This is a genomic window from Rhodocaloribacter litoris (genome assembly GCF_011682235.2).
Taxonomy (GTDB): Bacteria; Bacteroidota; Rhodothermia; order Rhodothermales; family ISCAR-4553; genus Rhodocaloribacter; species Rhodocaloribacter litoris.
Genome location: NZ_CP076718.1, coordinates 2,076,206 through 2,091,787, shown reverse-complemented (window position 1 = coordinate 2,091,787; position 15,582 = coordinate 2,076,206). Strand labels below are relative to the sequence as shown.

The following is a 15,582-nucleotide window of genomic DNA, read 5'->3' as shown; positions in this document are numbered from 1 at the left end:
GAGGCGGTTTTGTCGATTGTCGTAAATGCCTGTTTTTGCAAGGCTTTTGGATAAAGGGTTGCGGAGAGGGAGGGATTCGAACCCTCGGTACGTCTGTTCGACGTACGCCGGTTTAGCAAACCGGTGGTTTCAGCCACTCACCCACCTCTCCGAAGAGAGCATTTCGCTCGTGGAACGGCAAATATAGGGCGTCTTGTTCCGGCACGCAACCGGGGCATGGCATCGTCGCCGGGCGGCAGGACGGGCCCGTGCCCGGACAAGGGGCCTTTTCGACAAAAATGCGCAAAGCGTTGCGGCGGGGCTACGACTCCAGCTGGGCCTCGAGCTGGGCGATGCTGTCGCGCAGCTCGGCGGCGCGTTCGAACTCCAGGTTCTCGGCGGCCTCGAGCATCTCGCGCCGGAGCTGTTCGATCAGGTCGCGTTTCTGGTCGTCGGTCAGGTAGCGGGCCACGGGGTCGGCCACGAGGGCCGGGGTCTCGGGCTCGGCATAGTAGCGGGAGGACGGACCGCCCTCGTCGTCGTACTTGGCCTCGGCGATGACGGTGCCCCGCAGGATCTGCTCGCGGCTCTTGTAGACCGTCTTCGGGGTGATGCCGTGCTCGGCGTTGTAGGCGAGCTGGAGGGCGCGGCGGCGGTTCGTCTCGTCGATCATCCGCTGCATCGAGCCGGTGACGGTGTCGGCATAGAGGATGACCTTCGAGGCCGCATTGCGGGCGGCGCGGCCGGCCGTCTGGATGAGGGAGCGGTCGCTGCGGAGGAAGCCCTCCTTGTCGGCGTCGAGGATGGCCACCAGCGCCACCTCGGGCAGGTCGAGCCCTTCGCGCAGGAGGTTGACGCCCACAAGCACGTCGAAGTTGCCCAGGCGCAGGTCGCGCAGGATCTCGACCCGTTCGAGGGCGTCGATGTCGGCGTGCAGGTAGCGGACGCGCACGCCGAAGGAGTCCAGGTAGTCGGTCAGGTCTTCGGCCATGCGCTTGGTGAGTGTGGTCACCAGCACCCGCTGGTTGTGCTCGACGACGGCGCGGATCTCGTCGAGGAGGTCGTCGATCTGGTGTTCGGTGGGGCGTACCTCTACCTCGGGGTCCGGGATGCCGGTGGGGCGGATGACCTGCTCGACGAAGACGCCGCCGCTCTTTTCCAGTTCGTAATCGCCCGGGGTGGCGCTGACGAAGATGACCTGGTGGTGGGCCGCCTCGAACTCTTCGAACGTCATGGGGCGGTTGTCGAGGGCCGAGGGCAGGCGGAAGCCGTGCTCGACGAGCGTCAGCTTGCGGGCGCGGTCGCCGTTGTACATGGCCCGCACCTGCGGGATGGTGACGTGGCTCTCGTCGACGACGAGCAGGAAGTCATCGGGGAAGTAGTCGAAGAGGCAGTAGGGACGCTCGCCCGGCCTGCGCCCGGAGAGGTGGCGCGAGTAGTTCTCGATGCCGGCGCAGTAGCCCACCTCTTTCATCATCTCGATGTCGAACAGGGTGCGCTGTTCGAGGCGCTGGGCCTCCACCACGCGCCCCTCCTCGCGCAGCACGGCCAGGCGCCAGCGCAGCTCCTCCTCGATCGAGGCGATGGCCCGCGCCATCTGGTCTTCCGGCGTGACGAAGATCTTGGCCGGGTAGATCGTCAGGAACGCCTCCTCGCGGAGCGTCTCGCCGGTGAGCGGGTCGAAGACGGTGAGGGCCTCGATCTCGTCGCCCCAGAAGGCGATGCGGTAGGCCAGGTCGTCCAGGTAGGCGGGGAAGACGTCCACCACGTCGCCGCGCACGCGGAAGGTGCCGGGCTCGAAGGCCACGTCGTTGCGGTTGTAATAGATCTGCACGAGGCGGTGCAGCAGCGCGTTGCGCTCGATCTCCTGGCCGGGCTGGAGCTGCACGATCTGCGCCCGGTATTCGTCGGGCGAGCCCAGGCCGTAGATGCACGAGACGGAGGCCACCACGATCACGTCCCGCCGGCCCGAGACGAGCGCACTCGTGGCCCGCAGCCGCAGCCGGTCGATCCGGTCGTTGATGGCCATGTCCTTCTCGATGTAGGTGTCCGAGTGGACGATGTAGGCCTCGGGCTGGTAATAGTCGTAGTAGGAGATGAAGAACTCGACGGCGTTGTCGGGGAAGAGCTGTTTGAACTCGCCGTAGAGCTGGGCCGCCAGCGTCTTGTTGTGGCTCATCACCAGCGTGGGGCGGTTCACGTTGGCGATGACGTTAGCGATGGTGAAGGTGTTGTGCACGAACAGGCCACCGTGCCCGGCCAGGAACGTCTCGGGGCCGGGTACGGTGAAGTCGTAGACGTAGGGATGCGGGTAGCGCACCCGTTCCACCCTGGCTACGGGGGTCCAGCGCACATGGGTGAGCCGGTGGAGCCGGTGCCAGGTCTGATGCCAGGCGTCCGGAAGATCCTCTCTGTGTCGTGCTTCCTCGGCGAGGGCGGCCAGCATCCGGCGCAGGACGGGGCGGGTGGGACGGCGTTGCTCGCGCTCATAGGCCTGGACGGCGCTGCGGGAGACCCCGACGCGCCGGCCCAGGATGCGGGCCGGCATGTGGAGCTGGTTCCGGAGGCGGCGAAGGTCCATGCCCCGGATGGGGATCACGTCCACGTTCGAGTTGCCCGGGCCGCCGATCTGCCGTGCGAGGGCCTGCTGCTTTCGGTCTATGGAAAAGCCGATGTGGTCCCGAAAGCGGCGCAGGTTGTCCTGACCGGAGATCGACACCTGGTAGTACCATGCGCCCGCGTGATCGGTGTTGGTCGCTCGCTTCCGTTTCCGCCGCATGCGTGCCCGGATGCCAAAGCGCAGCAAGGCATAGAGCAGGTCCGAGGCGAGCCGGGCGCTGGCCGTCGTGACGGATACCTCCCGGGCACGCCCCACGGTGCCGCCGCCATCGAAGTAGGCCTGTAGCAAGGCCCCGAGTTGCGCATCGGAAAGCGCCGGCCAGAAGGGCGGGAGGCGCTTGTGGCCGGCGGTCTTGCCGCAGAGCGTGCCGAGAAGCCGCGTCAGTGCGGTCGATGAGATCTGGAAGTCGGAGCCGAAGCGAATACCGAAGGGGAGCCCGAGTTGCCGCAGCGTCGCCTCGATCTCGGTGCGGATGGTCGGGTCCTGATTGGCCAGGATGACGTACCTGCGCTGGCTGTTGCCTTCAGCCAGGTACAGTCCGATGAAGCGCAGCAGGGACTGATCCAGGGCGAGGCGGGCCGGGAGCCGATTGGCCGGTCGATGGCTGCCTACCGTAGCGAGGTCGGGCTGCCATGCGCCGCCCAGGTTCTCGGTCTGTTGCAGCAGGGCCCGAAAGGCATGTACGCGAATGCCGCCCCGGTGGGGATGCTTGGGATCCCGCAGTTCATATAGCTTGCTGTAGGGGTGACGAATGCCGGCGGCTTGCATGGGCTGCGCGATGGCGCCCGTCCCCTGCACGTCCACGAAGGACAGCACGGCATCGGCCGCATGCACGAACAGCCGCTCGCTCTGCAGTACGTCCAGCGTGTCGAGATGGGTAAGGGGTTCCGCCGGGGTCGGAAGCTGGTCGGGCAGCGGCAGGTAGTCGGTCGGGCGCGCCTCCGCCGTTTCGATGAGGCGCAGCTCACCGTCCCGCAGCACCCACAGGTTGTGGTCGCCGGTGAGGGTTACGCAGCGGCCACAGGCCGTCTGGAGGCGGTACATGCCCTCGGGGGCTGCGTGGCGGGTGAACGCGGACACGGGAAACAGGCCGGTCTGGCCGGTGGCCGGGTCCATCGCCAGCGTGTAACAGCCCGGGGCCTCCACCACGACCGTCTCGCCGGCGGCTTCACGCCGCTGTTGTTCGACGTGCGCATCGACCAGCGGGCCGATGGCGGTGACCCGGGGGACCCAGGTGTCGCCCCGGCGCTCGACGATGAACACCGGGTCGTCGTAGCCGACGCTCTTCCCCGTGCCCGTCGCCCCCAGGAGCGTCTGGTACCGGTCGCCGCGCCGGAGGCCCTCGGTCAGCTCGGCGATGGCCCGGGGCTGGTCGCCCGTGGGTTCGAAGTCGGCGACGAGGTGGAAGCGCTGTTCGGGTTCGGGTCGGGGCATGGGGGCCGGTGGCTTGTTGAGGCAGGGGCTTGAACACGGCAAGGTAGCCCCGTGTTGCGACAGCCCCGTGTCAGCCGGCGGGATGGCAGGCGGCTTCGGCGCAGCGTATATTGGCGGGCGGGTCGGCGGGCGTGCCGCGACCCCTCATTTCCCGTCGTCGCCCGATCCGGAGCCCCACAGCCCATGCCGAGCTGGATCTGGTCCGTTTCCCCCGAGCACTATCCGGTTTTTCTGAAGACCGGCACGTTCGCGCTGCGCCGGGTGGGGCGGCCCCGGCTGGCGCAGATCCGCCCCGGCGACCGCATCTTTGCCTACCTTTCCGGTCTCAAGGTCGTCGCCGGGATGTTCGAGGCCCTGGGCCGGCCCTTCGAGGACACCACACCGCTGGCGCCCGGGGCCGCCTTTCCCCATCGCCTCCGGGTGCGGCCCCTGGTGGCGCTTTCGGAAGAAGCCTGGGTCTCGTTCGAGGCGTTTCACGACAAGCTCGACGTAGTGCGCGACTACGCGGGCGACTTCCGGGCCGTGGTCCAACAGGTCGTGCACCCCCTGCCGACCGTCGATGCCAAGGTGCTCGAGTTCCTCGTGCGGGCCCGTGAGGCCACGGACCTGGAGAAGATGTTCGAGGCGTACGAGGCCTACCGGGTGGCACGGCAGGCGCAGGAGGCGGCACCGGCGGTGGGCGAGGCGGCCGCGCCGTATGCCGCCGGGCCGTTCGACCGGGCCGCGGCGGTCGAAGCATTGATCGATTACATCGAGGCGACGGGGTTTGTCTATGCGCCGTGGGAGGTGGCGGCCTATGTGACGGCGCTGCGCACGAAGCCGTTCGTCATTCTGGCCGGCGTCACCGGCACGGGCAAGTCGCGCCTGCCGGCGCTCGTCGAGGAGGGTACCGGCGGGACCGCCCGCCTCGTGCCCGTCCGCCCGGACTGGACCGACAGCGCCGATGTGCTGGGCTACGTGGACTTGCAGGGGCGGTTTCGGCCCGGCGCGGTGCTCCATGCCGCCCGGGAAGCCATGCAGCATCCCACACGGCACCTGACGTGCATCGTGGACGAGATGAACCTGGCGCGGGTGGAGCACTACTTCGCCGAGGTGCTCAGCCGGATCGAGGACCGGCACCCGGCCCCGCACGGCGGCTTCGAGAGCCCGCCCCTGCTGGCGCCCGGCCTGCAGGAGGCGGCCGGCGTGTCGGCCGGTGTCCGCCTGTCGCCCAACTTCGCCCTGGTGGGTACCGTGAACATGGACGAGAGCGCCCACGGCTTCAGCCGCAAGGTGCTCGACCGCGCCTTCACGCTCGAACTCTCGGACGTGGATCTGACCGCCTGGACACCGGGGACCGCACAGGTGCCCGAACCGGCCTGCTGGCCCGTCTCGGCCTGGTATCCCCGGGCCCTCCGCCTCGCCGGCCTGGACGAGCCGGACCCGGCCACACGCAAGCGCCTCACCACGGTGATGCAGGTCCTGGCCGGGGCCAATGAACACCTCGCCCCGGCTCAGCTCCAGGTGGCCTACCGCACGCGCGACGAGGTGGCCCTGTTCGTGCTCCACGCCGCCGAGGTGGCCGGCGCCTTCCGCACCCGCGAAGGCACGCCCGTCGACCCGCTCGACCTGGCCCTTCACATGAAGGTGCTGCCGCGCCTGCTCGGGGGCAGCCACCCGCTCCGCCGTGCCCTCTTCGGGCTGCTCGGCTGGGCCGTCACCGGCGACGCCTTCACCGAGGACGACGCCCGTGCCGTGCTCGACGACTGGGAAGCCGCCGGCAGCCCGAACGCCCTTCCGGGCGCTCGCTTCCCGCGCACCGCCGCCCGTCTCTGCCTGATGACCGCCCGCCTGCTCGAAGAAGGCTATACCTCATTCTGGGTATGAGTGCATGGCCGGCACGGAAAGGCAAGCGCGCCGGCGGCTCCGTGGTGTAGCGTCACCGTGCTCCCGTCGAGGAGGGCTTCGAAGCAGGTCAGCTCCACGGGGAGCACGGTGGATCCCAGGTCGATGGGCGGGAGGTTGTCGCCCATTTCGCCGGGGTCGTCGCCCCGGTGGGCGTCATTGTGAGGGCCTGGGCGGTCGCGAACCTGAACGGAACGAGCAGGACCGTCAGGAAAAACAGAAGGAGGTGCGTGGCAAACCGGGATGCGGCAGCCGGCCGCATCCGCCCGACAGGAATACGGGGGGCATGGTGCGACGGAAAAGGATGAACGGAGCACGGACCATACGGCGGTTTCCGGCACGCAGCCGGGTTCACTCGTATGCACACCGAAACGACCCGGCACGCACCATGCAGCCATCATTTTTTTTGATTTGATCCCGTCTATTCGGTATTTATGGAAGCTGCCGTGATGCGCAAAATCTTGTGAGGCTGGATAGAGAAGGCAGTCAGTACGTCAGGGTGTGCCGGGTATCATGGAGGAACAACAGGATATGCTGCTCTGCGTCGCGGCGGCCAGAGCGGGAAACCAGGAAGCCCTGGACCGGCTTTTTTCCTGGATTTATGACGAGCTGCACCGGCTGGCCCGGCAACAGCGCTACCAGTGGTGCGGCCACCATACCCTCAACACGACGGCGCTCGTGCATGAAGCCTACCTGAAGCTCGCGCGGGACCGGAACGTGTCGTGGAAGGACCGGGCTCACTTTTTTGCGCTGGCGGCGCGGGTCATGCGGCAGGTGCTGGTGAACGAGGCCCGGAAGAAGAAGGCCCTTCGTCGTGGCGGCGGCCAGGTGCGGGTACACCCCGACGCCGAGGCGCTGGTGGCGGAGGACGCCATGGAAGAGCTCCTGGCGCTCGACGATGCGCTCGGGCACCTGGAGCGGCGGAGCGAGCGACAATGCCGGGTCTTCGAAAGCCGTTTTTTCCTCGGTCTTTCCGTGGAGGAGACGGCCGCCGCCCTGGATGTCTCGCCCAGCACCGTCAAGCGCGACTGGCGCCAGGCAACCACCTGGCTGTACCGGCTCCTGAACGAGGAGGGACGCAAGGAACAGAGGTGATACCATGGGTGCCGGCAGGAAGGACGGGCTGTTCGGGCACCTCCGGCGCTGGTTGCGGCGGGAACGGGCGCCGGAGCCGCGCGGGCAGGGCGAAGGGGCGGGCACGGGCGGCTCCGACACGGCGGAACGCTACTTTCAGGACCTGGCCTCCCGCATCGGGGTTCACGCGCTGGCCCGGCGTGCGGAGACGGCGTGTGAGGGGGGGCAGGTGGGCGCCTACCGCCTGGTGCGGCTGCTGGGACGCGGGGGCATGGGCGCGGTCTACCTGGCCGAACGGGCCGACGGGCACTTCGAGAAAAGGGTCGCCCTGAAACTCCTGCCCCGGGAGAAGACACTGCCGGAGGTCCACCGTCGCTTCCTGGTGGAGCGGCACCTGCTGGCCCGGCTGGAACACCCCGGCATCGCCCGGCTCTATGACGGCGGGGTGACCCGGGACGGCCGCCCCTATTACGCCATGGAATACGTCGAGGGCCGGCCCATCGACGTCTACTGCGACGCGCAACGGCTGGACGTGCGGGCCCGGCTCCGGCTCTTCCTGGAGGTCTGTGCGGCCGTGCAGCATGCGCATCGCAACCTGATCGTGCATCAGGACCTGAAGCCCGCCCACATCCTGGTCCGGAACGACGGGCAGGTGCGCCTGCTGGACTTCGGCATCGCGAAGCTGTGGTCGCCCGGTGGGCAGGATGCGGGGGAGGCCAGCGGCGCGTCGTTCATGACGCCGGCGTACGCGGCCCCGGAGCAACGGCAGGGCGCGGTCGTCACGCCGGCCGGCGACGTGTACGCGCTGGGGGTGGTGCTCCACGAGCTGCTGGTCGGATGCCGGCCTCGCGGCCCCGTGGCGCCGGAGGCGCCCGCACGGGATGGAAGGGCGGTGCTGCTGGAACAGTGGGAGGCGACGTGCCGGTCCGGGGAGGGCTACGACCCCGAGGCGGCGGCGCGCGTCCGCGGGCGGACCCGGGCCGGCCTGCGGCGCCTGCTGGCGGGCGACCTCGGCGCCATCGTGGCCCGGGCCCTCCACCCTGACCCCGCCCGGCGCTACGACACGGCCGGCCTGCTGGCAGCCGACCTGGAACGGTACCTCCGGCGGAGGCCCGTCACCGCCCGCCCGGACACGCCGGCCTACCGGGCGGCCTGCTTCGTCCGGCGCCATCCCACCGGCATCGCGTCGACGGCCCTGGTGCTGGCGCTGATGGTCAGCCTGGTGGTGCTCGCGCTGCGCTTCGCCTTCACCAGCCGGGAGCAGGCCCGCCGGCTGGCGCACGAGCGCGACCGGGCCGAGGAGGTCTCCGCCTTCCTGCAGGACCTCTTCCGGGCCGCCGACCCGACCCGGCCCGGGCAGGATACCCTCTCCGTCTCCACGCTGCTGCGGCGCGGGACACAGCGCATCGCATCGACGCTGCACGACCAGCCGGCCACGCGGGCCGTGCTCATGAGCACCCTCGGCGGCATCTACATGGACCGGGGGCAGCTCCGGGAGGCCCGCCGGCTGCTGGATACGGCCCTGGCGCTGCAACGGAACACCGGCGACGTGGCCCCGCTCGATCTGGCCGGCACGCTCAACACGCGGGGGGTGCTGGCCTGGCGGCTGGGCCACTATGCAGAGGCCCGCACGCTGCTCGAAGAGGCCCTCGCCCTGCGCCGCCGGCATCTCCATGCCCAACACCTCGACGTGGCCCGCACGCTGAACAACCTGGCCATCGTGCTGCACGACCAGGGGCAGCTCGCCGGAGCGGAGGCACACTACCGGGCGGCCCTGCGCATCTGGCAGCGCGTGGACCCCGGAGGTGCGGGGATGGCCCGGGTACTGCAAAACCTGGGGGCCGTGCTGCGCGATCAGGACCGGACGGACGAGGCGCGGGCGTACCTCGAAGCGGCGCTCGCCCTGCACCGGGCCCATCCGGACGCGTCGCCGCTCGATGAGGCGACCACGCTTCACCACCTCGGTTTTCTGGCGCTGGAGACGGGGAACCGGGACCGGGCCGAAGCCCTGCACCGGCAGGCCCTCGCTCTCCGCGAGGCGCGCCTCGGCGCCCGGCATCCCGCCGTGGCCGTGAGCCTCATGAACGTCGCCGCCGCGGTGATGAAGAAGGGCGCATACGACGAGGCGGCGGGGCTGTATCGCCGGGCCCTGGCGATACAGCGGGACGTGCTGCCGGCGCCGCATCTGCAGCAGGCCCGCGCCCTGGTGGGGCTGGGACTGGCCCTGCTGGAGGCGGGGCAGCCCGCCGAGGCCGAACCGTTCCTTCGCGAGGGCCTGGCCCAGCGCGAGCGCCTGCTGGGGCCGGACCACTGGCGCGTGGCCGACACGCGGGTGTCGCTGGGCGCCTGCCTGGCCGCCCTCGGGCGCTTCGCCGAGGCCGACACGCTCCTGACGACGGGCTACGAGCGCCTGCTGGCCTTGCGGGGGCCGGACGATCCGCTGACCCGGACGGCCCGGGCGCGGCGGGCGACCCTGCTGGCCTTGCGGAAAACCGGGTACTGACTGCAGCACAAGAAGCTTGGAGCGGTGAACGCCATCGTCCGGCCGCGGCCATCCACGTTCGCCGGACTGCTATAGCGTTCGTCAAAGACGTTGATGCCGCAGGTACTTCGGACGTTAATTGTGGGCTCACGGGGTGTTCCAGCGCAGCGCCAGGCGGCCTCGAGGCGTCACCTCGACCCGGGTGCCAAACCGGCGGCTTTCCCGATCCAGCACCTCCGCCAGCCAGTGGACCGCCGCCTCCGGAGCACGCTCCAGCCGGAAACGACGTATCTGCACCGGCACCATCTCGAGTGAGAGGAGTGCCCCGTTCTCGTCCAGCGCCGGGAAATACAGAAGCCTCAGGTTGCTCCGGAATGCCTCGTAACCTTCGATCCCCTCGTAGTCGTTGATCAGGTCGCCGGCACCATAGAGGATGGGCCGGCGCCGGTAGACCTCGATGCCTTTCGGATGGTGTGAGGAATGCCCGTGGATGACATCGGCGGCGCCCGCGTCCACGAGCCGGTGGGCGAAGTCCCGCTGTGCCGGTGGGATGGCATAGCCCCAGTTGGCACCCCAGTGGAGGGAGACGACGACCCGATCCCCCGTGTGCCGGTGGGTCCGGACCGCGTCGATGACCTGCCGGGCACCCCGGGCGTCGAGCGCCGGGAGCAGGTTGACACCGGGCCGATTCGTCCCGGCTGCCCATGCCGGTGGCACGCCCGCGTCCGGGGTACCGTAGGAGAAGACCAGCACCCGCCCGGTCCGGGTCTCGAGCACCGCCGGTGCAGCCGCCTCCTCCCGGTCGAGGCCTGCACCGGCCGTGCGCAGGCCCGCCGCACGCAGCACGGCCAGCGTTTCCCGGAGCCCGGTGTGGCCCCAGTCCATGACGTGGTTGTTGCCCAGCACGCAGACGTCGAGGTCGGCAGCCGTGAGAACGGGGACGTTGGCAGGGTGCATCCGGTAGTGGATGCCCTTGCCGCGCCACCAGTCGTTGCTCGTGGTGACGGCCGTCTCCAGGTTGACGATCCGGGCATCCGGACGGACCCGTGCCAGTTCGTCGAGGGCTTCCCCCCAGACGTAGGGGTACGGCACCGGGGTGGGGATCCGCCCGTGCTTCGCCTCGGCCAGCCGCACGTACGTGTCCGCCCGCTTCACGTACGCCTCGTGCAGCCGGGGATCCACCGGGTGCGGTAGGATCTGATCGACCCCCCGTCCCGTCATGACGTCCCCGGCCAGAAAAAGCGTGAGCGGCCGGTCCCGGGAGGACGTACCCGCATGGCTGTCGAAGACGGCCGCGCTTTCTCCACGCACCATGTTCTCCGGAGCCGAAAGCGCAAGCCCCAGGCACGCCACGCTGCTCCGCATCAGAAAGGTTCGCCGTGTCAAAGCATGCATCCCGGGCCACCCTGTTCATCCCGCAAATCTGCGCGCGATCCAGCGGGCGCACAACAAAACACATCCTGCGAAACCCATGATACGAACAATGACAGGAGTCCCGAAGGGCCGAGGCCGGGTTGTGGCAGTCGGCCGGCCGGTAGCCCATAGCCCGGCGATCCCGTATCTTTATTCCCCGTCTCTATTTTCCCTACACCAGGCCCTGCCCGCCCATGCGTTTCCCTGTCATCCTTCTCGCCTTTTTGCTACCGGCCCTTGTTTGCGTTATACAGGCGACGGCCCAGCCCGTGCCGCTCACCGTCGAGCAGATCATGCAGGACCCCGCCTCGTGGGTCGGCGACAGCCCCTCAAGCCCCTGGTGGTCCGAGGACGGCACGACGCTCTACTTCTGGTGGAACCCGCAGGGCCGGTTCCCCGCCGACTCGCTCTACCGGGTCACCCGCGAGGGCAACACGCCGGAGCAAGTGCCTCCCGACGAGCGCCGCCGGGTGCTGCGTGACCCGCGCTTCGACGGGTGGCATCACGGCGAGCACGTCTACGACGCGGCCTTCCGGCGCAAGGTCTACGAACACGATGGCGACCTCTTCCTCTACGACCGCCAGCGCCGCACCCGCACCCGGCTGACCGACACCCGCGAGCAGGAAAGCGACCCCCGCTTCACCCCGGACGGCACCGGCGTCGTCTTCGTCCGCGACGACAACCTGTTCCTTCTCGACCTGGCCACCGGCGCGCTCCGGCAGCTGACCGACCTGCGCAAGGGCAAGGCCCCGAAAGACGCCGACCCGGATGCACAGGATGCCTTCCTCCGCGCGCAGCAGCTCCACCTGTTCGACTACCTTCGCAAGCAGAAGGAGGAGCGCGAGGCCCGCGAAAAGGCCCGGGAGCGCGACCGCCGCGCCGACGACCCGCCGCCCACCTTCTACCTGGGCGACCGGAACCTGAGCCAGCTCCGGCTCGACCCCACCGGCCGCTTCGTCACGTTCGTCCTCTCCGACGAGGCCCCGCGCAAGCCCACGCTCGTGCAGAACTACGTCACCGAGAGCGGCTATGCCGAGGACCTGACGGCCCGCGCCAAGGTGGGCGTGCCCGGCGCCCGCGCCGAGTTGTACGTGCAGGACCTCGCGCGCGACACCACCTACGCCGTGGACCTCTACCGGCTTCCCGGCGCCTACGACGTCGTCCCCGCCCACCGGCGCGACGAAGGCGTGCAGCCCGACTCGTCGAAGAAGGAGCGGCTGCTCTACGCCTACGGCCCGTACTGGAGCGGCGACGGTCGCTATGCCGTCGTGGAAGTGCGCACGCGCGACAACAAGGACCGCTGGATTGCCCGCCTCGACCCCGAAACGGCCACGCTGGCGGTGCTCGACCGGCAGACGGACGAGGCCTGGATCGCCGGGCCGGGCATCTCGTGGTTCGGCGGCCGCAGCACCCTGGGCTGGCTCCCGGACAACCGCCGCTTCTTCTTCCAGAGCGAGCGCACCGGCTACAGCCACCTCTACACCGTCGACGTCGCCACGGGCGAGGTCCGCCAGCTCACCGACGGGCCGTTCGAGGTGTTCGACCCGATGCTCTCCCGCGACGGCCGCACCTGGTTCTTCACCAGCAGCGAGGGCTCGCCCTTCGAGCGACACTTCTACCGGATGCCGGTCGACGGCGGGCCGCGCACCCGGCTGACCACGATGGAGGGCTTCAACGAGGTCGCCCTCGCACCGGACGAGCGGCGGATGGCCAACCGCTACTCGTTCACCAACCGCCCGCCCGACCTGTTCTTCCAGACGCCCGGAGACGCGCCCCGGCGCCTGACCCATTCACCGACGGAGGCGTGGGCCGCCTACCCCTGGCGCACGGGCGAGATCATCCGCTTCGAGGCCTCCGACGGCGCCGCCGTCCCCGCCCAGCTCTTCGTTCCCGAGGCGCCCAACGGCGGGGCCGTCCTGTTCGTCCACGGCGCGGGCTACCTGCAGAACGTCCATAAAGGCTGGAGCAGCTACTTCCGCGAGTACATGTTCCACAACCTGCTCGTCGAGCGCGGCTATTACGTGATGAACGTGGACTACCGCGCCTCGGCCGGCTACGGGCGCGACTGGCGCACGGCCATCTACCGCCACATGGGCGGGCGCGACCTGCAGGACTACGTCGACGCCGCTCGCTACCTCGGGCAGGCCTACGGCATCCCCCCCGAGCGCATCTTCATCTACGGCGGCTCCTACGGCGGCTTCATCACGCTGATGGCCCTCTTCACCGAGCCCGAGCACTTCGGCGGCGGGGCCGCCCTCCGCGCCGTCACCGACTGGGCCCACTACAACCACACCTATACGTCCAACATCCTGAACACGCCCGTCGAGGACTCGCTCGCCTACGCCCGCTCCTCGCCCATCTACTTCGCCGAAGGGCTCGAGGACCCGCTCCTGATCGCGCACGGCATGGTGGACACCAACGTGCAGTTCCAGGACGTCGTTCGCCTGGCCCAGCGGCTCATCGAGCTCGGCAAGGAAGGCTGGGAGATGGCCGTCTACCCGGTCGAGAACCACGGCTTCACCGAACCGGCGAGCTGGACCGACGAGTACCGCCGCATCCTCAAGTACATCGAAGCGACGGTGGGTCCCCGAAGCGGCGTGCCCGTCCCGGCGGGCGAGTGAGCCATCCCCGCCGGCCGGGAGCCCTGCTCACCGAGATTTCGCACGGCGGGGTGGAACCTGCACGCCCGCTGCGCGAAAGAAACGCCCGCCTTCCCCCTTCTTCCCCGCTTTCCCTCCGGGCGGCTCGCCGGCGCGGGCCGTCCGTTTTTTACACGAACCGGCTATGAACCCGACCCGCCTGCGCAACATCGCCATCGTCGCCCACGTCGATCACGGCAAGACCACCCTCGTCGATGCCATGCTCTGGCAGAGCGGCACCTTCCGCGCCAATCAGGAGGTGCAGGAGCGCGTGATGGACTCGATGGACCTCGAGCGCGAGAAGGGCATCACCATCATGGCCAAGAACACGGCCGTCACGTACGAGGGCGTCAAGATCAACATCGTCGACACACCGGGGCATGCCGACTTCGGCGGCGAGGTCGAGCGCACGCTCCGCATGGTCGACGGTATCATGTTGCTCGTCGACGCCGCCGAGGGGCCGCTGCCGCAGACCCGCTTCGTCCTCTCGAAGGCGCTGGCGCTGGGGCTGCCCGCCATCGTGGTCATCAACAAGATCGACCGCCAGGACGCCCGCCCCCGCGAGGTGCTCGACGAGGTCTACGACCTGTTCATCGACCTCGACGCCGACGAGCATCAGATCGAGTTCCCCGTCCTCTTTGCCGTCGCCCGCGACGGGCAGTGCACGGCGGAACTGGACGCCCCGCTGACCGACCTGCGCCCGCTCTTCGACGCCATCCTCCGGCACATCCCGCCCCCTGCGGGCGATCCGGCGGCCCCGCTCCAGGTGCTCGTCACCAACGTGCAGCCGGATCCCTACCGGGGGCCGCTGGCCATCGGGCGCGTCATGCAGGGCACCCTCCGCAACCGCCGGCGCGTGAGCCTCTGCCACCGCGACGGCCACATCACCCGCGCCGAGGTGACGGCCCTCTACGTCTACGAAGGCCTCCAGCGCGTGGAGGTGGAAGCCGCCGGGCCGGGCGAGATCGTGGCCGTCGCCGGCATGACCGGCATCGGGCTGGGCGAGAGCCTGGCCGACGCTGAAACCCCGCAGCCGCTGCCCCCCCTCCACGTCGACGAACCGACGATGTCGATGGAGTTCCGCATCAACGACGGCCCCTTCAGCGGGCGCGAAGGCCAGTACGTCACCTCGCGCAACCTGCGGGACCGGCTCCTCAAAGAGGCCGAAAACAACCTGGCCATGCGCATCGAGGAAACCGACTCGCCGGACCGCTTCCTCGTCTACGGGCGGGGCGAGCTGCAGATGGCCATCCTCATCGAACAGATGCGCCGCGAGGGCTATGAGTTCACCGTCGGCATGCCCCAGGTCATCATCAAGGAGATCGACGGCAAGAAGCATGAGCCCTTCGAGATCGCCCTGATCGACGTGGCCGAGGAATTCATGGGGGTGGTGGTGCAGAAGATGGGCCTGCGCAAGGGCATCATGACGAAGATGGTCAACCACGGCAGCGGGCGCGTGCGCCTGGAATTCGAGATCCCGAGCCGCGGCCTCATCGGCTACCGCACCGAGTTCCTGACCGACACCAAGGGCACCGGCATCCTGACCCACCTTTTCGACCGCTTCCGCCCGGTGGCCGGCGAGATCGTGCACCGCACCACCGGCGCCCTCGTGGCCGACCGCCCCGGCAAGGTGACGGCCTATGCCGTGCTCGGCCTGCAGGAGCGCGGCGAGCTGTTCGTCGCCCCCGGCGACGACGTCTACGCCGGCATGATCGTGGGCGAGAACAGCCGCGACGTGGACCTGGAGGTGAACGTCACGAAGGAGAAGAAGCTGACCAACATGCGGGCCGCCTCGGCCGACGCCTTCGAGAAGCTGGTGCCCCCGCGCCGCCTCTCGCTCGAAGAGGCCATCGAGTTCATCCGCGAGGACGAGCTGATCGAGGTGACGCCCCGGTCGATCCGCCTGCGCAAGCGCCACCTCGACCCGCACGAGCGCAAGAAACACGCCCTGAGCCGGAAGGCGGAGGCGTAGGGCGTCAACAGGCAGGAGAAAAGCCCGCCTCTTTGTGTCTTCGTGCCTTCGTGGCATGAAGGGTAAAGGGGAACGCTCGTATCCT

General features: G+C 69.2%; 6 protein-coding genes, 1 tRNA gene and 2 pseudogenes. 5 read left to right on the top strand and 4 right to left on the bottom strand.

Features of this window, described 5'->3' with window-relative positions:
• Positions 1-61: 61 nt before the first annotated feature.
• The 3 genes and pseudogenes from GQ464_RS08650 to GQ464_RS19190 all read right to left on the bottom strand — a co-directional run.
• Positions 62-151: transfer RNA gene (locus GQ464_RS08650), tRNA-Ser, on the bottom strand.
• Positions 152-301: 150 nt separating this feature from the next.
• Positions 302-2,209, bottom strand: a pseudogene (gene uvrB, locus GQ464_RS19195) (excinuclease ABC subunit UvrB); the annotation flags it as partial.
• A 12-nt stretch (positions 2,210-2,221) separates the two neighbouring features.
• Positions 2,222-3,715: pseudogene (locus tag GQ464_RS19190) on the bottom strand (LAGLIDADG family homing endonuclease); the annotation flags it as partial.
• 501 nt (positions 3,716-4,216) lie between these two features.
• On the opposite strand from GQ464_RS19190, the gene GQ464_RS08640 reads away from it, so the two are divergent.
• From GQ464_RS08640 to GQ464_RS08630, 3 genes are all read left to right on the top strand, one after another.
• Positions 4,217-5,899 (top strand): AAA family ATPase, encoded by a 1,683-nt coding sequence (locus GQ464_RS08640; protein ID WP_166978779.1) that lies wholly within the window; start codon positions 4,217-4,219, stop codon positions 5,897-5,899.
• Between the two features lie 549 nt (positions 5,900-6,448).
• A complete protein-coding gene (locus GQ464_RS08635; protein WP_166978777.1) occupies positions 6,449-7,012 on the top strand; it encodes an ECF-type sigma factor in 564 nt (187 codons plus the stop codon).
• Positions 7,013-7,016: 4 nt separating this feature from the next.
• Positions 7,017-9,494, top strand: a complete 2,478-nt coding sequence (locus tag GQ464_RS08630; protein WP_166978775.1) for a serine/threonine-protein kinase — start codon at positions 7,017-7,019, stop codon at positions 9,492-9,494.
• Positions 9,495-9,620: 126 nt separating this feature from the next.
• On the opposite strand, the gene GQ464_RS08625 is transcribed toward GQ464_RS08630, so the two are convergent.
• The gene (locus tag GQ464_RS08625; protein ID WP_262899692.1) at positions 9,621-10,868 is read right to left on the bottom strand and encodes a CapA family protein; all 1,248 of its coding nucleotides are present in this window, start codon (positions 10,866-10,868) and stop codon (positions 9,621-9,623) included.
• Positions 10,869-11,080: 212 nt separating this feature from the next.
• Between GQ464_RS08625 and GQ464_RS08620 the strand changes: the two genes are divergently transcribed.
• Both GQ464_RS08620 and typA read left to right on the top strand, forming a co-directional pair.
• The gene (locus GQ464_RS08620) at positions 11,081-13,507 is read left to right on the top strand and encodes a S9 family peptidase (RefSeq protein ID WP_166978773.1); all 2,427 of its coding nucleotides are present in this window, start codon (positions 11,081-11,083) and stop codon (positions 13,505-13,507) included.
• 163 nt (positions 13,508-13,670) lie between these two features.
• Positions 13,671-15,497, top strand: a complete 1,827-nt coding sequence (typA, locus tag GQ464_RS08615) for a translational GTPase TypA (protein WP_166978771.1) — start codon at positions 13,671-13,673, stop codon at positions 15,495-15,497.
• Positions 15,498-15,582 lie beyond the last annotated feature (85 nt).

Excerpts from the sequence above, each read along its gene's own strand:
- GQ464_RS08625 (WP_262899692.1), bottom strand. The coding sequence starts at position 10,868 with ATGCATGCTTTGACACGGCGAACCTTTCTGATGCGGAGCAGCGTGGCG.
- GQ464_RS08630 (WP_166978775.1), top strand. The coding sequence starts at position 7,017 with ATGGGTGCCGGCAGGAAGGACGGGCTGTTCGGGCACCTCCGGCGCTGG.
- GQ464_RS08640 (WP_166978779.1), top strand. The coding sequence starts at position 4,217 with ATGCCGAGCTGGATCTGGTCCGTTTCCCCCGAGCACTATCCGGTTTTT.
- GQ464_RS08620 (WP_166978773.1), top strand. The coding sequence starts at position 11,081 with ATGCGTTTCCCTGTCATCCTTCTCGCCTTTTTGCTACCGGCCCTTGTT.
- typA (WP_166978771.1), top strand. The coding sequence starts at position 13,671 with ATGAACCCGACCCGCCTGCGCAACATCGCCATCGTCGCCCACGTCGAT.
- GQ464_RS08635 (WP_166978777.1), top strand. The coding sequence starts at position 6,449 with ATGCTGCTCTGCGTCGCGGCGGCCAGAGCGGGAAACCAGGAAGCCCTG.